Below are 22675 nucleotides of genomic sequence, written 5' to 3'. Positions count from 1 at the left end.
ACGATCCGACTTCGCCTAACATGCATTTTGTGAGCATGAACCAGGAAGATCCGACTCTTTCGGCTACGTTTGCGCTGGCCGACACGGTGAAAGGAGCTTACAACCTAACCAGCGCAACACGTATAAATGGGTTGAATACAGACGGAGTCGCCTTTATCAATACCGGTAGCGCTCCAGCCGGTTATGTTGCAACCGCGTTGGGTGGTATGGTACTGGCACTGCGTACCACCAATCTGACCGAAGCCACTGTGCAATGGACTGGCGGTACCGTTGTACCCAACCCACGCCAATACAACATTCGACTCCGGTACCGAATTGGTAATTCAGGCCCCTTTACGGATTTGACAGACGGGGCTAATAATCCTGTTGAATACGTTCGTAATGCAACAGCGGGCCACAGTCAGGTAATCGGACCAGTGGCTCTGCCAGCGGCACTGCTTAATAAGCCGTATATTCAACTCGTATGGCAGTACTACTACACAGGAGTAGGCATCTCAGGCGCACGAGATCAGTTGCGAATTGATAACATAATCATAAGCCGGGGAGGCTGCCAGAGTATATCGTCGGGAAGTTGGCACACGGCCAGTACCTGGGGTTGTGGGCGAGTGCCGAGTGTATGTGATGATGTCGTGATCAAAAACGGACATGTGGTGACGGTGAGTATAAACGGCGCAACGTCCCGTAGTATTCGCTTTGAGACGACAGGGCAGTTGCAGTATCTGAACGACAGTGCGTCAGTCTTTTTAGACAATCACTAAGCTAAGTATGTACGCCGTTTTGCTTCGGTTTGTCCAATAGAGTGAAACGTTTGCCAGGATTGAATCAAAAACGAGACCAACCAAAAAAACGACCCCTGAACGGTCGTTTTTTTGGTTCTACCAAATTCGCTATTTTTTTTGTTTATATAGATTAAGTAGTTGATAGTTAGTTTTTTACAGATAAAAAAGCTGATTGGGTGATGCGAAAAACAGGTGATAATTGACTGTACCTAAAAAAAGTTTACGAATTTTTAAAGTAAAAGCACAGGCTTTACCGTCATCCCTACCAAAGACCCAAATCAGGAACCAGGAGTATCGAAAAATCGGCCGTCTATTTCGTCACAACTGACTTCCTCGTGAATTGAGCTTTTCGCAAACCATTAATAAATAAACAACATGAACATCATTTGGAGAGTAGCTGGCCTTGTGCTGGCAGTTGGGTTGGCCCTGTTTCTATTAACCCTTATTTTAAAAGTCCTGCTGGTTGGTTTAGGGGCATTCTTACTGGTTCGGGTAGTGGGAGCCCGGTTGGCAGGTCGAACCTTCGGACGATTTGATCGCGGTGGCTGGCAGTCATCAGACATTATTTCCATCGACAATCCAGGTTACCGGTTACCGGTAAGTAGTCGTAGTTATGACCGGATTATCCCCATCAATTAAGCAGGAACAGTAAACAAACAAGAACAAATCAGTAAACACAAGACTAAAACGCACAACCATGTATAATAAACACGCATTTCAATCAGAACATAAAGGTGGTTGCGGTCCAATGGGCCGGGGTAAATTTGGCCCTTGGGGGCGCGGTAAATTCGGCGGATTCTGGGGCGGACCAATGTTTGGCCGTCACGGGGGGGGCTTCCACCAGGTGCCCGTCAATATTGAAGAGACTGACGCCGAGTATACCATCTCACTCTTCGCAGCCGCTCTGGTAAAAGAGAATGTTAAACTAACCGTAAAAGACGATGTGCTTACGGTTTCCTATCAGGGCAATGATCAATCGGAAGCCAATGAGCAAGCAGATACGGGTAAGTATACCTATCAGGAATATGGTAACCGGTCGTTCGAGCGGTCGTTCCGGCTCAATGATAAAGTTCTTACCGAAAACATCACGGCCAGTTATGCCGATGGTGTCCTGAAAGTAGTTCTGCCCAAGAATCCGGCAACTAATAAGCCAGCCCAGACTATCACTGTGGCGTAACCGCCTGGTGAAATGAATAGCAAAAAGGCCAGTCCGTTTTACGGTACTGGCCTTTTTGATACTATTCGAGGCTGTTTTAATCGCCGTCATTCGAGAATTATTGCTTCTTAATATCCCCCCGAATTTCACCAGCGGGATAGGTAGTGGTGTGTAAATTGGCATAGTAGAAGCCATTTTTAAGACTGTCTACCCGATTCTGATTCGCCAACTGGAATGTCCCGATAATCGGATTAGTTAAACTTGTAAAAGGTATTTCAACCCCACCCGTTAATGCAGTTGTATTCGTAATACGGTGCAGGTGTCCAGCTGTTAACGAAGCCGTAAATGGCCCTGTGTAGTTTACTGTATAGCTCAGAACGCGGGTTGATTCATCGATTACGCCTGCAAATGTACCCGTTGCCGTAGACGATGTTGATGATGGTTTCTCTGCTGCACCGGTTAACGTGGCAGTAAGCTTGGTTGTGGTTGAGGTAATAGTGGGGTTTTCATCGTTATTGCTACAGGACAGGAAAGGAAGTCCTAAGGCAAGGAGCGTTAAAATGGAATAGGTAATGTTCTGAAGTTTCATAGCAGTTCGCGTTTTTTAAATCAATTTAGTTCTTTAAAGGTATGTACGGCAAATACGTCAATGGGGTTGCGTTGACGCTAATTAAGTCGCCAAGATAATAGTAAGTGGTTAGTTTACGCCAATACTTGTCTATAAACAGCGGAAATGGCTTTATTTATGGCCATTTCAGATGAGGTTTTGCACCCATAAGCGGTAATACATCATAATATTTCCAAAACGTGACAGAATCTTCTAATTTTGGTCCACTAACCGGAATTCATTTCCTGAGTTCAATGGTTGTCTTTATAGAATATACTTTCAGTAACCTGTTATCCTACTTGCTATGGCTTTTGATTTAGACATGATTCAGCGCGTTTACGCTAACCTCGGCAAACGCGTCGATGCCGCCCGGCAGGCAGTGGGCAAACCGCTGACCTTGTCGGAGAAGATTTTATACAGTCACCTTTTTGGCGGTGAAACAACCCAGGCCTTCGAGCGGGGAAAAGCCTATGTGGACTTTGCGCCTGACCGGGTAGCCATGCAGGATGCAACGGCCCAAATGGCGTTGTTACAATTTATGCAGGCAGGTCGGCCACAAGTAGCTGTTCCCTCCACTGTTCACTGCGACCACCTGATTCAGGCTGAAGTAGGGGCCGTGCAGGATCTGGACATTGCTAAAAATAAGAATAAAGAAGTATATGACTTCCTGGCCTCTATTTCCAATAAATACGGAATTGGCTTCTGGAAGCCAGGCGCGGGCATTATTCACCAGGTAGTGATCGAAAACTACGCTTTTCCAGGTGGTATGATGATCGGTACCGACTCGCACACTCCCAACGCGGGTGGTCTGGGTATGATCGCCATTGGCGTGGGTGGAGCCGATGCCTGCGACGTGATGGCAGGTCTGGCCTGGGAATTAAAAATGCCAAAATTGATTGGTGTAAAACTGACCGGCAAACTAAGCGGCTGGGCATCGGCAAAAGACGTTATCCTTCGTGTAGCGGGTATCCTGACCGTAAAAGGGGGAACAGGCTGCATCGTTGAATACTTTGGCGAAGGAGCTGAAAGTCTGTCGGCAACGGGTAAAGGTACCATTTGTAACATGGGTGCTGAAATTGGGGCTACAACCTCCATTTTCGCCTATGACGAGAAAATGGCCAATTACCTGAAAGCAACCAGCCGGGCCGATATTGCCGCTGCTGCTGACGCTGTGAAGGCAGACCTGCGTGCGGATGACGAGGTATATGCTGATCCCGCTTCCTACTACGATCAATTGATCGAAATCGATCTGAATACACTTGAGCCACATATCAACGGTCCATTCACGCCCGATCTGGCCTGGCCACTGTCGAACTTCGCCAAAGCCGTTAAAGAAAATAACTGGCCTGTTAAACTTGACGTTGGTCTGATTGGCTCGTGCACCAACTCCAGCTATGAAGATATGACCCGTTCGGCTTCGGTAGCGGCTCAGGCAACGGCTAAGAATCTGAAAACCAAAGCAGAATTCACCGTAACTCCTGGCTCTGAGCTGGTTCGGTTTACGGCAGAACGTGACGGACTTTTAGATACGTTTGAAGAAATTGGTGGTGTTGTCCTGGCGAATGCCTGTGGTCCGTGTATCGGGCAGTGGGCGCGTCATATGGATGACCCAACCCGTAAAAACTCGATCATTACGTCCTTCAACCGGAACTTTGCGAAGCGCAATGACGGTAACGCCAGCACCCACGCCTTTGTGGCCTCGCCCGAAATTGTGACCGCGCTCGTTATTGCCGGTGACCTGACGTTCAACCCCATGACCGATACGCTGACCAATGAAGCAGGTGAGCAGGTCATGCTTGATGAACCACAGGGTATTGAGCAACCGCTGAAAGGCTATGCCGTTGATGACGCTGGTTATCAGGCACCTGCCGAAGATGGTTCGGGTGTACAGGTACTCGTTTCGCCAACGTCGGATCGTCTGCAACTCCTGGCTCCGTTCGCTGCCTGGGAAGGTACCGATCTGAAGGGATTAAAATTGTTAATTAAAGCCAAAGGCAAGTGTACAACCGACCATATTTCGATGGCTGGTCCTTGGTTAAAATACCGTGGTCACCTCGATAATATCTCGAACAACATGCTGATTGGCGCGGTGAACTTCTACAACGAGAAGACCAACACCGTGAAAAACCAACTGACGGGTGAATATGGCGAAGTGCCTGCCGTACAACGGGCTTACAAAGCTGCGGGTATTGGCTCGATTGTGGTCGGTGACGAGAACTACGGCGAAGGATCTTCGCGTGAGCACGCAGCTATGGAGCCTCGCTTCCTGGGTGTTCGGGCTATTCTGGTGCGTTCATTCGCCCGGATTCACGAAACGAACCTGAAAAAACAGGGTATGCTAGCCCTAACATTCTCTAATCCTGCTGATTACGACAAGATTCAGGAAGACGACGTGATCGACATCGATGGCCTAACGGAATTTGCCCCAGGCCGCCCGCTCGAAATCGTTCTGCACCATGCTGATGGCACAACAGATGAATTCCCTGTCAATCATACCTACAACGAAGGCCAGATCGAGTGGTTCAAAGCGGGTGCTGCGCTGAACATCATTCGGATGAAGCAAAACGCGTAAGTAATACGTTCATAGTTAGTTAACGAATCGGCCCGGTCGATTGCCTTGCGCAATCAGCCGGGCCGATTTGTTGATGGCGCAAGGCTGGAGCCTTGCGCCATCAACAAATCGGTATTTCAGTGGGAAAATCAGCTTTGCTCGTTATAAACAAGCAACGTGACTCTGAAATCAATCCAGTGAATACACTTCCAAACACCCCTGCCGATTTAACTGACCTGATTAACTTATTTGACTTTGAAAAACAGGCAGCGGGAGTCATGACACACATGGCGTACGAATACGTTGCCAGTGGGGCCGCCGATGAATTGACCGTCCGATGGAATCGGGAGTCGCTGGATAACCTAAAACTTAACCCAAGCTTTCTTCAGGACGTTAGTAAGCTGGACACGCGAATCACTCTGTTCGGCGATGAGCTTCCGTATCCAATTCTCATTGCGCCAACCGCCTTTCATAAAATCATGCATCCCGAAGGTGAACTGGCGACGGCCCGTGGCGCTGGTGCCGCTTCGGCAACGTATGTTGTCAGTTCCTTTACAACAACTCCTCTGGAGGAAATCGCCAACGTAGCTACTCAACCGTTGTGGTTTCAACTCTATGTTCAGGACGATAGAAGCTTAGTGAAAGATCTGGTCCAGAAAGCCGAATCGGTAGGCTGCCGTGCGCTGTGCATCACCATCGATACGCCAGTCCCTGGCGTACGGAATCGGCAGGATCGCGCAAATTTTCGTTTACCCGACGAAATACAGGCACCGTATATGCATGGATTAGGCGATCAGAAAAAGCTACTGACCTGGGCCGACATCGACTGGTTACAGTCTTTTGCTAAAATCCCGGTTTTGTTAAAAGGCATTTTAAACCCTGCCGATGCGGAACAGGCCATCCAGACAGGCGTCTCGGGAATCATAGTCTCCAATCACAGTGGCCGCAATTTGGATACAGTACCCGCAACCATCGACGTGCTTCCCGGCATTGCCGATCAGGTGAACAAGCGAGTGCCGTTACTCATGGATGGGGGCATCCGACGAGGAACCGATGTGTTGAAAGCACTGGCACATGGGGCCAATGCCGTATTAGTTGGGAAACCTATATGCTTCGGACTGGCCTGTGGAGGAGCCGATGGCGTCTCGAAAGTGATGAACATACTCCGAACTGAATTTGAACTGGCAATGACCTTAACCGGCAGAACCACCCTGACCAGCATCGACCGATCGGTGATTTGGAGACAATTGTAGTTACCAATAGAATCGCCCTTTATCCTAACCACTCAATAGGCCAAACTGGCGAAGTTGTTCTGGCAGGGTTTGTACACTACATACATAGGTATTCTCCCGCATGATGTAATCACCAGCCGAAGGAGTTACAACTAACAAAGGTGGATTGCCTAAGTCTTGCAGGGCAACCGTTGTGCCTTTTGTGAGTTGAGGTGCATTACTTAATTTGATTTCAACGGCTAATTTGATTTGCAAGCCAGACTCAATAACCAGATCAAGTTCAGCACCGTCAGCAGTTCGATAGAAGAAAGGCAGGTGATGGAAATCGAGTAAGGAAATAATTTGCTCCAGTACATAGCCTTCCCATGATCCCCCCGCTACATAATGGCCCAATAAAGTAGGCTCGTCATAAATGCGTAGTAAATGATGGAGCATACCACTATCCCGGATATAAATTTTAGGCGATTTGGTCAAGCGCTTACCAATATTCGTGAAATAAGGAGCTAACCGCCGAATGAGAAATGCCTGTTCCAGAAAATCCAGATAGGAACTAACTGCCGTATTACGAATGCCTAATGAATTTGCTAACATACTTTGGTTCAATAAGCCGCTTTGCATACTGGCAATCATAGTAAGTAATCTGCGCATCAGAATAGGTTCGGCTCGTAGGCCAAGCTGTGGCAGGTCACGTTCAACATAGGTGCGAACAAAGTTCTCAAACCAATTTTGTTGTTCGGCAAGCGTACTCGCCAGATAAGATTTCGGGAAGCCTCCTCGTAACCAGTGGGTAACATAATCATCCGTGGCTAATTCCCGAAGAAAAAAGGGAGCCATTTCGAGGTAAGAAATACGACCAGCTAATGACTCCGACGTATTTTTCAGTAACTCTGGTGAGGCTGATCCTAACAGAATAAATCGACCGGGCACTCGGTGCTCATCAATAAGCCCACGTAAATCTGGAAATAAGTTGGGTAATCGCTGGATTTCGTCCAGAATAACCGTTTGGTCCCGTAGACGTTCTAAAAATAGTCGACTATCCTGTTGGAACTTTTGCCAATCCTGACTGGATTCAAGGTCAAAATAAACAGTAGGTTTATCAAACCGAGTCTGAATTTCTTTGGCTAACGTGGTTTTTCCAACCTGACGTGGTCCTAGTAAGGCTACCGCAGGCTGAAAATGAAGCTGGTCGACCAAGGTCGTTTCGATTTCTCGTTGAATCATTCGTGCAATTATTCCCGTAAATTTATCAAAATAAAGAAAAAATACGGGAATAGTTGCATGAATGATTTAGTCACTACGGTTAGCTTTGTTTAAAATTATGAATAGCCGTAGTGGCTATAGCTTTGTTCTGTCAGTTAAAATTTGTAAAAACGCTCGTAAACCAGCTTCTTAATAAGCTGGCTGAATCGGTCAAATTCGCCCTGATCAGGAATCGCCGGGATTGACATTAATCGCATGGGCACGGCGGCCTTACCCGGTTGATAGGGTGGTTGGACGTAATCAAAGGGATTCAGACTAAGCCCTTGCCGCTCGTAAAATCGAACCCGTCGCTGGCTCAGTTCGTTATCGGGCAGCTCGACTTCCAGAATCACATACTCGTTTGCAGGAGACAGCAATTTCGCCAATGCCTGCTGGCCAAACTGCTTTCCTCGCTGGGCCGGATCAATCCCAAAATGCTCGACAAAGAGAATAGTGTCCCATTGCCAGTAGATGATAAAACCCACGAGTTGATCAGCATCGACGAGCGCGCATAAGTGCATATCTGGATAAGAGAGGAGCGCCATTAGCTCGTTGAAAGCACGGCGTTCATTAATTGGGAATGAGTCCTCATACCAGATTTTAATGCCATCCAGATACGAGTGTGGCCGCGTTATTCGTACTAAATTCATAAAGAGATTGCTGAATTTTAATCAAAATTTAATCTATTCAGGATAGTGTTATCTTTATTCAAGTTTTACAACTATCTGGTAAATAATTAGTTGAGTTTTTGAAATCGCCGGATTACATTTGGTGCAGAACGATATGAATAAACGGCAATATAATTTCTTTATCTACCGATTTCTATGCTTACTGATGGCATTGCACGTCATCAATCTAAGCGTTGATGTTCGTGATACAGTATTGTTGACTGGATGTGCCGTTGCCTATCATGAAGATCTGTCGATCAATAAGATCGAGAGTATCGGTGAACTACTGCTGGAAGAATGCTTCGGTCTGGAAAATGCCTTCCCCGAACATGATGATCCGGATGATGAGTCGGAATTGACTGAACTAGAGCAGGATTACGACTTCAACCCCTTATTTGTTTTTGCCCCTATACTAGCTCCTGTTCAGTACCTGTTTACGGCAAGTGTCCCGTTTCGGTCTGAGTTCGTTCCAGCCCATGTGCAGGAAATTGTAGCTCCGCCCCCTCAGGTTCTGGCTTAACGCAGGCTAGTTCTGACAGCTTGATTCTATCGGGTTGGCTAGCAGTCGATTCCCCGACAAACTACAACGTATTAATTCATTTTCTGGAAACCGCTTAGCCGGGAGAGATAAGACTATATCCTTCTGCCAGGTTTCCCTATAACTCAATTTTTCTATGAAAAACAGGACCAGATGGACAACTCTTCTGATGAGTGCACTCGTTGTTGGCTGTTCCAGTCGCGAGACGAAAACGGAAGAGCCTGAGAAACTCACCTTACCCGTCGTCAAGTTGTCCCGACAGACGACAACCCTGCAACGGGACTATGTCACGACACTGGAGGCTGTCAGAAACGTGGAAATTCGCGCCAGGGTGTCGGGCTTTCTGGAAAAAATATATGTCGATGAGGGACAGACCGTTCGGCAGGGCCAACTGCTGTTTAGTTTGAATGCAGCCGAATACAAAGTTGGATTGGATAAAGCCCGCGCTAGCCTGAGAAGTGCCGAAGCCGGAGCGAAAACAGCCGAAGTTGAAGTAGGTCGGGTAAAGTTGCTGGTCGATAAAAAAATTGTCTCACCCTCTGAGCTAGAACTGGCGAAAGCTAAACTGGATGTCGCCCGAGCCCAGATCGAAGAGGCACAATCGGCCCAATCAACGGCCTCTCTTCGGCTCGCCCATGCCAACATTCGGGCCCCTTTCGATGGCGTTATTAACCGCATTCCCTTCAAAATGGGCAGTCTGATTGAAGAGGGGGCCCTGCTCACGGAGGTATCTGATATCCACGAGGTGTTTGCCTACTTCGACGTATCGGAGAAAGAATACTTGGGGTTTCTGAAAAAACACCGCGATCTGGTGGGTAAAAATGGGCAGGAAGTAGAGATGATGCTGGCCGATGAGACCCCTTACCCGCAAAAAGGACGGATCGAAACGATGGAGAGTGTATTTGAAGAGGAATCCGGCACCATTGCGTTTCGGGCACGGTTTCCCAACCCACTCAAGATGCTGAAACACGGTTCGTCGGGTAAAGTTCGGATTCCCAGCATTGAAAGCGATGCTTTATTGGTTCCGCAGAAAGCGGTATTCGAGGTGCAGGATAAAAACTATGTATATGTAGTTGATAAGGCCAATAAAGTGAAGTCGCGGAGTTTCGTGCCGCAGGCCCGGGTTGGTCAGAACTACATTGTTCGGTCGGGACTGCAAGCGGGTGATCGGGTTGTCTATGAAGGCATTCAAAACATTCGCGATGGCGATCAGATCATTCCGGAAGCCGTTTCCGCCGATAGATTGGCTTCGCAAAATACGCTTGCTCAACAATAATTAGTATACGCTTTTTGGTATTCGGTTTATGGTAGCTGACGCGTAGATTTATGCGTCAGCTACCATAAACCGAATACCAAAAACTGGAAATTTTTCTCCTCATGTTCGATTTATTTATCAAACGCCCGCTGCTATCGGCCGTTATTTCAGTGCTGATCACGTTGATGGGCTTTTTAGCGCTGACGGGTCTGCCCATAACGCAATTCCCGGACATTGTACCACCCTCCGTGACCGTAACGGCCAAGTATACTGGTGCTAACGCCGAAGTAGCCACTAAAGCCGTTGCTATGCCGCTGGAGCGAGCTATTAATGGGGTGCCGGGTATGGTGTATATGAACTCTGTATCAGGTAATGATGGGAGTACGTTGATCCAGGTATTCTTCAATGTGGGTACCGATCCCGATCTGGCGGCTATGAGTGTTCAGAACCGGGTGACAACCGTACTGGACGAATTACCCGAAGAAGTAATTAAAGCGGGTGTCTCGACCGAAAAAGAGGTTAACAGTATGCTGTTGTACCTCAATATCTTCAGCGATGACCCGAGTGCCGATGAGAAATTCATCTACAACTTCGCCGATATCAACGTATTAGCCGAGTTGAAACGGATCGACGGCGTTGGTTTTGCCGACATTATGGGTTCGCGGGAGTACTCGATGCGGGTATGGCTCAAACCTGATCGTATGACTTCCTATGGGGTGTCGCCCGATGAAGTTATCAGTGCAATTCGGGCACAAAACGTGGAGGCTGCTCCGGGTAAAGCGGGCGAAAGTGCCGACCGCGCTCCGCAGATGCTGCAATATGTTCTTCGCTACAGCGGTAAATTTTTCGACCCTAAACAATACGAAAATCTGGTACTCCGGGCCGAAACAAATGGCTCGATATTACGCCTGAAAGATGTCGCTGAGATCGAATTTGGTTCGCTTGATTACGATGTGCTGTCCAAAACGGATGGTCGGCCATCGGCATCCATTATGCTTAAACAACGACCTGGCTCCAACGCCAGTGATGTGATTAACAATGTAAAAGCGCGGATGGCGGAGTTGAAGAAAACCAACTTTCCACCCGGCATGACCTACAACTTCGCCTACGACGTCTCGCGGTTTCTGGATGCCTCGATTCACGAAGTAATCCGAACCCTGATCGAAGCGTTTGTGCTGGTATTTCTGGTCGTTTTTCTGTTTTTGCAGGACTGGCGTTCAACGCTGATCTGTGCGCTGGCCGTGCCGGTCGCGCTGGTGGGGGCATTCGCGTTTATGAGTGTAATTGGGTTTTCAATCAATTTGCTTACGCTCTTTGCGCTCGTTCTGGCCATTGGTATTGTCGTGGATAATGCCATTGTTGTCGTTGAAGCCGTACACGCGAAAATGGCGGAGGAAAATTTGGCACCAAGAGCGGCTACGTTTGCAGCCATGAAAGAAATCAGTGGAGCACTGGTGGCTATTACGCTGGTTATGTCGGCTGTGTTTGTGCCAGTGGCGTTCATGTCCGGACCGGTTGGTATTTTCTATCGGCAGTTTTCCTTAACGCTGGCCGTGGCCATTGTGATTTCGGGAATTAACGCCGTTACCCTCACACCTGCCTTGTGCGCCTTATTACTTCGTTCGTCGCACGATCATGCGCCTACGGGATTACTGGGCCGATTTTTTGATCGTTTCAACCGAGGCTTCGATGCAATGACGGGCCGCTACCAGCGCTTGTTGAAACGGGTAGCTAGCCGAAGTGCCGTTACCATAGCTATGTTTTTGCTGTTTGTTGGGGGGACCTGGGGTGTTGCGTCATTTTTGCCAAGTGGATTTATTCCAACCGAGGATCAGGGTATGATTTACGTAAGCGTAACCACACCCGTTGGCGCAACCCTGAAACGTACGGAAGATGTACTGGATAAAATTCAGCAGGTGGCTTCGAAGATGGATGCAGTCGAAAACGTGTCGACTTTGGCAGGATTTAGTTTAATGACCGATGGCGTTGGCGCTTCCTACGGAATGGGCATGATCAACCTGAAAAACTGGGACCAGCGGAAACAGACGCTGGAGGAGGTCATTGCCCTGCTGGAAGACAAAACCCAAACAGTACAGGACGCCAGCATCCAGTTTTTTCCACCACCTACCGTGCCGGGCTTCGGCAACTCCAGCGGGTTTGAGTTACGGCTTCTGGATCGATCGGGTTCCGGTGATCTGCAAAAGACGAAGAAAGTGACGGATTCGTTTATTGATGCGCTGAAAAAACGGCCCGAAATAGGTAACGCCTTTACGAGTTTTGATCCCAGTTTTCCGCAGTATCTCCTACAGGTTGACCAGGATAAGGCAGCACAGAAAGGTGTCTCCATTGACAATGCCATGAGTACGCTGCAAACGCTGATGGGGAGTTATTATGCCTCCAATTTTATCCGGTTTGGGCAGATGTACAAGGTGATGGTGCAGGCTTCGCCCGAGTATCGGGCCAAACCTGAAGATGTACTGAATCTGAAAGTCAAGAACAAAGATGGAGAGATGGTTCCCTATTCGAATTTTGTTCGGCTGGAGCGAGTGTACGGGCCCGAGCAGATTACTCGCTACAACATGTATTTATCGGCTCTTATCAACGGCGACCCAGCGCCCGGCTATAGCAGTGGTGATGCCCTGCGAACGGTACAGGAAGTGGCTGACAAACAGCTGCCTAAAGGATATTCGTTTGCCTGGTCTGGTATGTCGCGGGAAGAAATTCTGTCGGGCGATCAGGCTATTTTTATCTTTTCAATCTGCCTGGTCTTTGTGTATCTATTGCTGGTAGCACAGTATGAGAGTTTATTCCTTCCGCTTCCCGTGTTATTGTCGTTACCTGCCGGAATTTTTGGCTCGTTTTTATGCCTGCAACTGGCGGGATTGCAAAACAACATTTACGCCCAGGTTTCGCTGGTGATGCTCATTGGTTTGCTTGGTAAAAACGCCATTTTGATCGTAGAGTTTGCCAATCAGCGCCAGCAGGAGGGACTTCCGATCATGAAAGCAGCAATTGAGGGAGCCGTAACGCGCCTGAGGCCTATTCTCATGACGTCGCTGGCATTCGTTGCTGGACTCATTCCGCTTTGTATCGCTTCAGGCGCAGGGGCATTGGGGAACCGTTCCATCGGCACGGCGGCTGCAGGCGGAATGCTCATTGGAACCGTGTTTGGACTGGTGCTGGTCCCAGGCCTGTACGTCCTATTCGCCCGACTTGCCCAATGGTTTGGCGGGACGCAATCGCCAATTGATGATATGAAATCAGAATCTATATCCACCAAAACGAATACCAATGGTGCCATTTTTCAGGAATCTTAACCGTAACCCCTTCTCTTTTTTAGTGAGTTTGATCGTTGCCGGTAGTTTAGGTAGTTGTCGGATTCAGCATAACCCGGAATCTGTACCGGCAATGTCGGTGCCCAAGGTTTACGTTGGACGTGCAGATGGGCGAGCGGATTCGGTGAGTATTGGGGATTGGTCACATAGGGACTTATTTGCCGATCCGAATCTGGTGGCACTTATCGACACCGCCATGGCTCGCAATCCTGATCTGAAGATTGCGTTTCAACGTATCGAGATGGCTCAGGCAAACTACGGAATTAGCCAGGGCGCATTGCGCCCCCGTGTCGATGCTGTGGCTACGGCAGGGGTAGAGCGGTATGGTCGCTACACACTCAATGGCGTGGGTAATTACGACACGAATCTGTCGGGTAACGTTTCCGGATCGAGCCGAATCCCGAACCCAACCCCCGATTACTTTGTGGGGCTGCGTAGCTCATGGGAGGTTGATATTTGGGGGAAGCTCCGTAACCGCCGACGAGCGGCTTATACACGCGTACTAGCTTCACAGGAAGGGCAAAATCTGGTGGCAACGGTACTTACTGCCGATGTGGCCCGATTATATTACTCATTACTGGCCTTGGATGCGGAGTTGGAAATCATTGTCGAGAACGTTGAGCTACAGCAGAAAGCGCTTGAGCTAGTCGAAGTTCAGAAAGCTGCAGGACGGGTAACAGAACTTGCTGTTCAGCAATTTCGTGCTCAACTTCTTAATACGCGGGGACTGGAAGGCCGGGTAAAGCAGGAGGTCGTAGAAACGGAAAACCAACTGAACGTGCTGCTGGGCCGCTATCCACAGACAGTAGCGCGTGGGGCATCGATCGAAAAGCAGTCATTGCCTGCAACTGTGTCGGCGGGTTTGCCTGCGCAGTTAGTGTATCGTCGTCCCGATATTCGTCAGGCGGAGCGTGAGCTGGAAGCCTTTCACATAGACGTAGCCGTGGCACGAGCTGAATTTTTACCCTCACTCAACCTGGCTCCGTATTTAGGTTTCAATGCCTTTCGGCCCAATGTACTGCTAAATCCACAGTCGCTGGCTTTAGGCATTCTGGGTGGATTAGCCGCTCCAGTCATCAACCGACAACAGCTAAAGGGGAATCTAGCCATTACGACGGCCCAGAGCCGTGAAGCGTATTATGCCTACCAACGGGCAATTTTAACCGGTGTTTCAGAAGTAGTGAGCAATCTGAAGGGTCTGGAAAACTACCGGAATGTGGCTGGTTTTCAGCAAGAGGAGGTAGCTGTACTTCGGCAGGCGGCTACCACATCGAACGAATTATTTGCTAATGGGTATGCAACCTATCTGGAGGTCATAACGGCCCAGCGAAATGTGCTCGAAGCGGAGTTAGCATTGATTACCACAAAACGGGCGCAGTTTCTGGAATTAGTTAGTTTGTACAGAGCGTTGGGCGGAAGAGCAAAATGATGTAGGATGTATTATATGTGATGTATGGATAAGATCACTTTATATCCTACATCACTTCAGCTTTTCCATGGCCTTTTTGGTGGCCTCGAACTGACGCTTTTTTTGCAGTACAGTTGGCGCTGCTACGCGCTCGCGACAATCGAAAATACCGCAGCGCTCGCAGGTTTGATTGACAACCCGAAAAGGAATATCGGTCAGGGATGCCACACCGTTAGGTGCGTTCAGAAACTTCATTTTGCTTTTCAAGGTGTCGTTCACCGCAAAGCACATCGAAACGCTCATATTCTGCTGAAACTCGGGCTGAAATGGGTGAGCAACCGAAATGATCAGGTACTGGGAGCCAGAATCAGCGTATTCTGAGAGCTGTGCGTGGCAAAGCGTACCATCAAAACCTTTGTTTTGCTGCAAAAACTGAAGCTCCTGCAAAATTGTCCACGCAATCCACCGACGACAGAAATGTTCATCCACAATACCACGCGGCCCCTGTTGCCGGGAAAGGTGCATCTCTTTGGTTAACTTAAACGTAGTTTGGCCGGGTACGTGATTGAATCGGTAAAAGAATAGTTGATCTATCCCGAAATGGCTTGGTAACACATTACTCAATCGGTAAAAGAAGCGTTCGGGCGTAGCCCCGAAATCGGAGATGAGTTGAAGAAAATCCTCACTGCTCCAGGTTTCGCGGGCAAACAGCTGGCTTACTTTAGTCACCAGCGCATCACGCCGAATGAGGATCGCCCCAGCAAAATAGGAGGCTTTATAGTTATTGAGGATCTGCTCAAACGACTCGGCTTCAACCCAGGAATAGGTATAGGGCCGATTTTTTAGATGCAAAAACTGGAAGCCCACTTCGCGGGCCAGAATGAATATTCGCTGTTCGACCGATAGCCCGACATTCATGTGTAAGGTATGCTGTTCAGGCCGATACACTGATCGCAGCGAAACCAATTCCGGATGAGTAAGGGTATCGAACTGTTCAATTCGAACATCATAACGGGTTTTGAGCAGATTAACCAACAGAGCTTCTTCAACGGGTCGGTCAGATGGGGCAAACTCGCTCAGAAATTGGTCGGCCTCTGCTTCGATCTCCGGGAAATAATTGTCGTGCATTTCCTGATACGACCGAAGCATGGTCAGGTACAGTCGCTCAACGCTCATGTTATAGCTTAACGCAATATCCATAAACGTGCGAATCATGGCACTGACTTTGGCGGGTGCTTCGGCTAGTAGTTCGAGCAGGTCGGAGGGATCAATGCCAAAGAGTTCGAGGGGAATCTCAGTGAGGAATTTTGAGCGAAGCAGATCCGAAATAGGCTCTAACTTTTTACTCAATTTCAACGAAACAAGCGAGTCATAATCGACTTGCATTGCATTCGCTAAGGCTGAAATCTTATCTGCCTTGGGGTATTTACGACCTTTTTCAATTTCAGTCACATACGAAATTGATAAGCCTGATTTTTGCGCCAGTTCACTGACAGACAGGCCCTTGTCTAGTCTTAATTGGCGTAGCTTTAGGCCAAATAACAGGCGTATATGATCGGCAGGTAAGTTCAACGGATTGAAGTAGGTTAAGAAAGTTCAGCGCCAGACTGATCAACCGTAAGCGGGTCGAAGTTCCAGGGCTTGGTCGAATCATAATGCAGAAATCCGTTCGAGGTAAACAGCGGACTATCGATATTGTTATAGTACAACTGACCTGTGCCTAACCCTTGTGGCAGTAGATGCTTGAATTGGGCTGTGTATTGAGCAATGGCATTCAGTCCAATGTTCGACTCGAGTGCTGAGGTAATCCACCAGCCAATATTCAATCGTCCAGCCAGTTCAATCCACTCATCACAGTGGCGTAATCCACCCAGTAACGTTGGTTTCAGGATAATAAACTGCGGCTGGATTTTTTTCAGCAACCTGAATTTATGGACGTACTCCATCTGGCCAATGAGTTCCTCATCCAGCGCTATGGGTATGGGTGTGTGGCGGCAAAGATCGGCCAGTAGATCAGGCTGGCCCGCACGGATAGGTTGCTCAATCGAATGCAAATCGTAAGTTGCCAACCGTTCGAGCTTGACTAATGCTTCATCAGGTTTAAAGGCACCATTCGCATCGACCCGAAGCGTAATCTGGTCGGACGTAAAGCGATCCCGAATCATGGCCAGCAAGTCACATTCCTGCTCAAAGTCGAGTGCGCCAATTTTTAATTTTAGGGTTGTATAACCTGCCTGCAATTTCTCCTCGATTTGCTGGCGCATAAAAGCCGGACTACCCATCCAGACCAGTCCATTGATGGGTAACGCCCGTTGACCCGTCGTAAAATCAGAGGCCCGGATAATACGCTGACCACCAGCCAGAAAATCAAGCATGGCCGTTTCAAAGCCGAATAATATGCTTGGAAACTGTGGGCTGATCACTTGGTTGAGTACTATCGGAATATTCCAGCTAAATAATTGAAGATCTAATTCGTTGAATTCCAGGCAGTATTGCTGAAGTCGTTCATCAAAATCAGGCCGATCGTCATAGCTTAGTCCTACCAGAGGACCACATTCACCGTAGCCGACAATGGATGGATTCTCGTCGTCGAAGAGCCGGATAATGTAGGATTTTTTTTTCGTAAGGGTTCCGCGCGACGTACCCGCTTCGAAGCGAAAATGCAACGTATATGGTAGGAAGTCGGCTTTTAAACTCATTGTAAGGATGGCGAGGACGGGAAATCCCAGTCCTAAAAGTACTACTTTTGGCTGCTCAACCGGGCAATATTACGAAAATATTAATGAAACGTTTGGTAGTTAAATGGCTACTCTTGCCACTCAGTGGACTCTATGGACTAGTTGTTGATATTCGTAATTGGCTCTTTAATAGTCACTTATTGAAATCATATCGACCTTCTGTCTACTCCATTAGCGTTGGTAATTTGACCGTAGGGGGCACAGGAAAAACACCTATGATCGAATTTTTGATTAAACGGTATGTCTTTTCCGCTGTAAACGGAGTGGAAGAGACGGCTACCTTGAGTCGAGGGTATGGCCGACAAACCAACGGGTTTCGGATCGCAACAGGTACCGATTCGGCCGAAACAATTGGCGACGAACCACTTCAACTTTACCGGAAGTTTGGCACTCAAGTTCGGGTTTGTGTGGGCGAACGACGGGTCGATGCCATTCTGTCACTTCTGAGGCTTCATCCCGAAACAAAACGTATCCTGCTCGACGATGCCTTCCAGCACCGGGCCGTTCGGCCGCATTTGAGCATTCTGTTGATGGATTACAACCGCCCTTTTTACGATGACTATGCTTTTCCTGCCGGACGACTACGTGAGCGACGGAAAGGAGCTCGTCGGGCCGATGTTGTGGTTGTTACAAAATGCCCAATGAATTTGTGGGCAACAGAGCAGGAACGAATTGCCAGACGGATTCGACGTTATACGTCCCCGGGAGTTCCTATCTTTTTTGCCGGACTGAGCTATAGTTCACCCATGACATTGGCAACCCATCAAGTGGCTACAGATCTTAATCCAGTTGTGCTGGTATCGGGGCTGGCCAATGCTGACCCACTTGAACAGTATGTTCGGCAAACATTTGGCCTACGTAGCCATTACCGATTTGCTGATCATTATGCCTATACAAGGTCCGATCTTGACGTACTTTTGGCGGATTTACCGGCTGAAACAGTCCTGTTGACCACCGAAAAAGACTGGGTGAAACTTGATGCCCTGCTCAGCCCGGAAGAACGGTCCACCCTGCCGCTCTTTTATCTGCCAGTTGCTGTTCAGTTTCTCGCTGGACAGGAAACAGAGTTTACTCAATTTCTGGACGCAAACGCCCTTAAAAATCGTTAAATACTGATCGTGTGTTCAGGCAAATTTTCGGCTGTCCCGCGTTTTGACGTACTTTTGACCTAATGAATCGGAGTCTTCTAGTTTTATTTTTAATGCTGGGCCTGGTGCTCAGAAGTTTGGCGCAAACGGGCCAAATGCCGGGTGGGTTTCCTGGAAGTTTTGGTGGGCGGCAGACAATGCCTGCTTCCACGACAGGGAATAAAGGGACAGGGATCATTGATGACTCGACGAAAGTTATCTATGGCCCGAAATCAACACGCTTCGTGCTGGAGGATGATATTTTAAATAATCGTCAGAAACTGTACACCTTAGATACTACCATGGACGAGGTGCATCGGTTTACTTATGTGCAGCGAAGCCAGAATTTATACCAGGATTTGGGTACACTGGGCACGCCCATACGCCCCGTATTTTTACAGGTTCCCCAACAATTAGGCGCCCAATCGGGCTACTACGTATTTAATCCCTACGCCTACCAGACAAAGGACGTCAAGTACTTCAATACAAAATCGCCCTACACCGATATGTATATTGCCCTGGGCGGAAACAGCCAGAATATTCTGCGCTTCGATATGTCGCAGAATATTAATCCCCGATGGAATGTAGGCTTTGATGTACAGCGATTTACATCGCAGAAACTATTTGGCACCAGCGGAACAAACGACCCCTACAAACTCCTGGCTCAGAATTGGGGACTATTATTACATACAAACTATCGTTCGAAAAACGACAAATACACTCTGCTGGCTCATTTTAACAACATGAACCACAGTCTCGATGAACAGGGTGGTGTACTGCCAGGACTGGAGGCTGATGGAACTACGCCTATCGTTTATAATTATACGGGAGATTCACGCTTACGAAGTGGCAGCTCAACGGTGCAGGGACCACATGGCTGGGAAATCCGGAATGACTGGCACGTTTATCACCAATATGTACTGGATAAAGGCTTTCAACTGTACCATCGGTTTGATTACCAGACCCATAAGAATTTTTATCAGGATGATACCCTCCGTCTAAATCAGTCGGTTACGCCAATTGATGGCTCGGCAGCTATTCGTTTTTACCCCACTATTTTGGGCGATACGTCGCGCATTTTTCAATTAACCCGATACCGATTATTGGAGAATCAGTTTGGTATAAAAGGGAATGCTCAATACAAAGGCTCTTCGTTTAACTACCGTGCCTATCTCCGCATTCGGAGTTATAACCAAACTACTCATTATAACGAGTCGCGCACATCGTTTAATGATTATTCAACTTCCCGGCTCGAAACGTTTGTGGGAGGATGGCTTGGTTATTATTTCCCGGATAGTTTATCACGCCTGACGGCTGAAGCTGAATTTGGCACGAATACCAAGGGAAACCTCCTATATCGGCTCAAGGGAGAGCTTGAGAGTAAATTTCTAACGGCTGGTTATTCGTCAATCTCCACAAATCCCACGTTGATGCAGGAGCGGTATCAGAGCATGGTTTTTTTCTGGCGGAACGATTTCAGATTGCCAATTTTTAACCATGCCTATGGCAAGCTGAACCTTCGTTACAGACAGCTTCGAATTGAACCGAGTCTAGATTACTACCTGTTATCGAATTATATTTACTTTGACGACAAAGCCACACCTCAGCAGGTCGATGGCTCGTTCAGTGTGCTTCGAACCGGACTAGGCTATCATTTTCAACTAGGTAAATTTCTGGTATCTGGACAGGGGTATTATACGGTTCAATCAAGGTCGGATGTGCTCCGGATACCGCCATTTTTTATGAATACCCGTATCCAGTATGAATTTCTATATGCCAAAGTCCTGTATATTCAAACCGGCATTGATTTACATTATAAGTCGTCTTATTTTGCCGATGCCTATATGCCGGTCACGCAGCAGTTTTATCTTCAGAACACGGAGAAGGTTGAAGGGGCCATACTGGCCGATCTATATGCCAATCTGCGCATCAACCGAACGAGATTGTTTGTAAAGCTTACCCATGCCAATCAGGGCTTGCCACAGGCGGGCTATTTTGTATCGCCTGGTTTCCTGCAAATGCGCCGGGGTTTCTCGTTTGGCGTCGACTGGTACTTGTTCGACTAGAACTACATCACGATTTGGGTTCTTCTGACAGATGGCTTATACTTGTATAGGCGACGTTGCTACCTAAAAACAATCTAAATTGGCCGGGTACTAGTCCGAAATATCGGGTTCTTCGTACTACTTTAGGGTAATTTTAATCTCCAGTTGCTTTTACTAGCATAATCAGGTTACTTGTCTCAGCAAAACCAATAATTCTTTATAAATTCTGCATGGATCCATTTCAGATTCAAAAAGCACCCACCCAATTTGATGTAGTCATCGTTGGCTCAGGGGCTGGGGGTGGCATGGCGGCTTATACGCTGGCGAAAGCTGGTGCGAAAGTCGCGTTGTTAGAAGCGGGTGGTTATTTTGACCCGGCTGATCCCAAATACATTACCCAATTGAAATGGCCTTGGGAGTCACCCCGGCGTGGCGCGAGTACAACGCGTGCGTTCGGTGATTTTGACGCTGCCTGGGGTGGTTGGGATATTGAAGGTGAGCCGTACTCTGCCAAACAGGGTACCGAATTCTATTGGTTCCGGTCCCGGATGCTGGGCGGACGAACCAACCACTGGGGACGTATTTCTATGCGCTTCGGCCCGGATGATTTCCGCCGTCGTTCACTTACCGGAATAGGCGACGACTGGCCAATCACGTACGACGACCTGAAGCCATTTTATGACCGGGTTGACAAGATGATTGGGGTATTTGGTTCGATAGAGACTGATTTTCCAAATGAACCGAACGGCCACTTCCTGCCACCGCCCAAACCCCGCCTGCATGAACTGATGCTTCGGAAAGGGGCGAAGAGTATTGGGGTTCCGGTTATTCCATCGCGACTGAGCATCCTGACCAAACCCATCAATAAAGACCGTGGCTCTTGCTTCTATTGTAGCCAATGCGGACGTGCCTGTCAGGCGTATGCCGACTTCTCGTCGTCGTCGGTACTTTGTATTCCTGCGGTTAAAACCGGTAACGTAACCCTTATCAACGGAGCTATGGCCCGTGAAGTGTTGACCGACCCCAAAACGGGTCTGGCAACAGGCGTAAGTTATGTGGATACCCGTACGCTTGAGGAGGTTACGATTAAAGCAAAGTCGGTTATCCTGAGTGCCAGTACCTGCGAAACAGCCCGGCTTTTACTGAACTCTAAATCATCCCGTTTCCCGACTGGACTGGCCAATAGCAGTGGCGTAATCGGCAAATACCTGAATGACTCGACCGGCGCTAGTCGTTCAGGGTTTGTTCCGGCTCTGATGGATCGCAAACGCTACAATGAAGATGGCGTAGGTGGTATGCACGTATTTACGCCCTGGTGGCTTGATAACAAGAAACTGGATTTCCCACGCGGCTATCACATCGAGTACGGTGGTGGCATGGGTATGCCTGGCTACGGCTTTGGTGGTGGCATTGAGAACATGAACGGCCGGTTCCCCGGTCGGGATGGTAAGATGAAGACTGGCGGTGGCTATGGCGCAGGTCTGAAAGATGATTACCGTCGGTTCTATGGGGCTTATATTGGTATGGCTGGTCGTGGAGAACCGATTCCGCTCGAAAGCAACTATTGTGAAATTGACCCGAACAGCGTGGATAAGTACGGTATTCCAACCCTGCGTTTCCATTACAAATGGTCGGAGAATGAGATAAAGCAGGCCAAACACATGCAGGACACCTTCGAAGAAATCATTCATTCGATGGGGGGTGTTCCGTTGGGTAATAAGCCAGGTGCTGAGAATAATTACGGTCTGGAAGCGCCTGGAAAAATCATTCACGAAGTCGGTACGGTTCGGATGGGTAACGATCCACAAAAATCCGCTCTGAACAAATGGCAGCAGGCTCACGATGTGAAAAACCTGTTTGTCGTTGATGCGGCCCCGTTCGTGTCGCAGGGTGACAAAAATGTAACCTGGACAATTCTGGCCAGCTCCATGCGTACAAGTGAGTATCTGATCGATGAAGTCAAAAAGAAAAATATATAAATCAGTTTGAAGTTTGTA

At 48.3% G+C, this 22675-nt stretch carries 16 protein-coding genes and 1 pseudogene; 12 read left to right on the top strand and 5 right to left on the bottom strand.

What is annotated here, in order from left to right:
- The 3 genes and pseudogenes from ACYVGO_RS26190 to ACYVGO_RS26180 form a co-directional block, all read left to right on the top strand.
- Window positions 1–758: pseudogene (locus ACYVGO_RS26190) on the top strand (hypothetical protein); the annotation flags it as partial.
- 396 nt (window positions 759–1154) lie between these two features.
- Window positions 1155–1418 (top strand): hypothetical protein, encoded by a 264-nt coding sequence (locus tag ACYVGO_RS26185; protein ID WP_460971804.1) that lies wholly within the window; start codon window positions 1155–1157, stop codon window positions 1416–1418.
- Window positions 1419–1476: 58 nt separating this feature from the next.
- Complete coding sequence (locus ACYVGO_RS26180; protein ID WP_142773044.1) at window positions 1477–1956, top strand: Hsp20/alpha crystallin family protein; 480 nt, start codon at window positions 1477–1479, stop codon at window positions 1954–1956.
- A gap of 97 nt (window positions 1957–2053) precedes the next feature.
- Here ACYVGO_RS26180 and ACYVGO_RS26175 read toward each other — a convergent pair whose 3' ends face one another.
- Complete coding sequence (locus ACYVGO_RS26175) at window positions 2054–2524, bottom strand: CHRD domain-containing protein (RefSeq protein ID WP_142773045.1); 471 nt, start codon at window positions 2522–2524, stop codon at window positions 2054–2056.
- A gap of 322 nt (window positions 2525–2846) precedes the next feature.
- Between ACYVGO_RS26175 and ACYVGO_RS26170 the strand changes: the two genes are divergently transcribed.
- Together ACYVGO_RS26170 and ACYVGO_RS26165 are read left to right on the top strand one after the other, a co-directional pair.
- Window positions 2847–5114 (top strand): aconitate hydratase, encoded by a 2268-nt coding sequence (locus ACYVGO_RS26170; protein ID WP_142773046.1) that lies wholly within the window; start codon window positions 2847–2849, stop codon window positions 5112–5114.
- Window positions 5115–5290: 176 nt separating this feature from the next.
- Window positions 5291–6346 carry an alpha-hydroxy acid oxidase gene (locus ACYVGO_RS26165; protein ID WP_460971803.1) on the top strand — a complete coding sequence of 352 codons (1056 nt, stop codon included), beginning with the start codon at window positions 5291–5293 and terminating at the stop codon, window positions 6344–6346.
- Between the two features lie 24 nt (window positions 6347–6370).
- On the opposite strand, the gene ACYVGO_RS26160 is transcribed toward ACYVGO_RS26165, so the two are convergent.
- Both ACYVGO_RS26160 and ACYVGO_RS26155 read right to left on the bottom strand, forming a co-directional pair.
- Window positions 6371–7546 carry an ATP-binding protein gene (locus tag ACYVGO_RS26160; protein ID WP_460971802.1) on the bottom strand — a complete coding sequence of 392 codons (1176 nt, stop codon included), beginning with the start codon at window positions 7544–7546 and terminating at the stop codon, window positions 6371–6373.
- 134 nt (window positions 7547–7680) lie between these two features.
- Window positions 7681–8214: a GNAT family N-acetyltransferase gene (locus ACYVGO_RS26155; RefSeq protein WP_460971801.1), complete on the bottom strand. Its 534-nt coding sequence runs from the start codon at window positions 8212–8214 to the stop codon at window positions 7681–7683.
- Between the two features lie 133 nt (window positions 8215–8347).
- On the opposite strand from ACYVGO_RS26155, the gene ACYVGO_RS26150 reads away from it, so the two are divergent.
- From ACYVGO_RS26150 to ACYVGO_RS26135, 4 genes are all read left to right on the top strand, one after another.
- A complete protein-coding gene (locus ACYVGO_RS26150; protein WP_460971800.1) occupies window positions 8348–8752 on the top strand; it encodes a hypothetical protein in 405 nt (134 codons plus the stop codon).
- A gap of 154 nt (window positions 8753–8906) precedes the next feature.
- Window positions 8907–10046: an efflux RND transporter periplasmic adaptor subunit gene (locus ACYVGO_RS26145; RefSeq protein WP_460971799.1), complete on the top strand. Its 1140-nt coding sequence runs from the start codon at window positions 8907–8909 to the stop codon at window positions 10044–10046.
- A 101-nt stretch (window positions 10047–10147) separates the two neighbouring features.
- Window positions 10148–13342, top strand: a complete 3195-nt coding sequence (locus tag ACYVGO_RS26140) for an efflux RND transporter permease subunit (protein ID WP_460971798.1) — start codon at window positions 10148–10150, stop codon at window positions 13340–13342.
- Entirely contained in the window at window positions 13317–14789 is a 1473-nt protein-coding gene (locus ACYVGO_RS26135) for a TolC family protein (protein WP_460971797.1), read from the top strand. Before ACYVGO_RS26140 ends, ACYVGO_RS26135 begins: the two co-directional genes overlap by 26 nt.
- Before the next feature lie 51 nt (window positions 14790–14840).
- Here ACYVGO_RS26135 and ACYVGO_RS26130 read toward each other — a convergent pair whose 3' ends face one another.
- Complete coding sequence (locus tag ACYVGO_RS26130; RefSeq protein ID WP_460971796.1) at window positions 14841–16340, bottom strand: helix-turn-helix domain-containing protein; 1500 nt, start codon at window positions 16338–16340, stop codon at window positions 14841–14843.
- A 14-nt stretch (window positions 16341–16354) separates the two neighbouring features.
- Window positions 16355–17467: an o-succinylbenzoate synthase gene (locus ACYVGO_RS26125; RefSeq protein WP_460971795.1), complete on the bottom strand. Its 1113-nt coding sequence runs from the start codon at window positions 17465–17467 to the stop codon at window positions 16355–16357.
- Between the two features lie 83 nt (window positions 17468–17550).
- On the opposite strand from ACYVGO_RS26125, the gene lpxK reads away from it, so the two are divergent.
- The 3 genes from lpxK (at window position 17551) to ACYVGO_RS26110 (ending at window position 22657) form a co-directional block, all read left to right on the top strand.
- The gene (gene lpxK / locus ACYVGO_RS26120) at window positions 17551–18615 is read left to right on the top strand and encodes a tetraacyldisaccharide 4'-kinase (protein WP_460971794.1); all 1065 of its coding nucleotides are present in this window, start codon (window positions 17551–17553) and stop codon (window positions 18613–18615) included.
- Between the two features lie 62 nt (window positions 18616–18677).
- On the top strand, window positions 18678–20699 hold the full coding sequence (locus ACYVGO_RS26115) for a putative porin (RefSeq protein WP_460971793.1): 2022 nt from the start codon (window positions 18678–18680) through the stop codon (window positions 20697–20699).
- A 209-nt stretch (window positions 20700–20908) separates the two neighbouring features.
- Window positions 20909–22657 (top strand): GMC oxidoreductase, encoded by a 1749-nt coding sequence (locus ACYVGO_RS26110; RefSeq protein WP_460971792.1) that lies wholly within the window; start codon window positions 20909–20911, stop codon window positions 22655–22657.
- The last annotated feature ends 18 nt before the right edge of the window (window positions 22658–22675 follow it).

The sequence above is a fragment of the Spirosoma migulaei genome (genome assembly GCF_054776855.1).
Note: the sequence above shows the minus strand (reverse complement) of the source record. Positions and strands in the feature narration are given on the sequence as shown.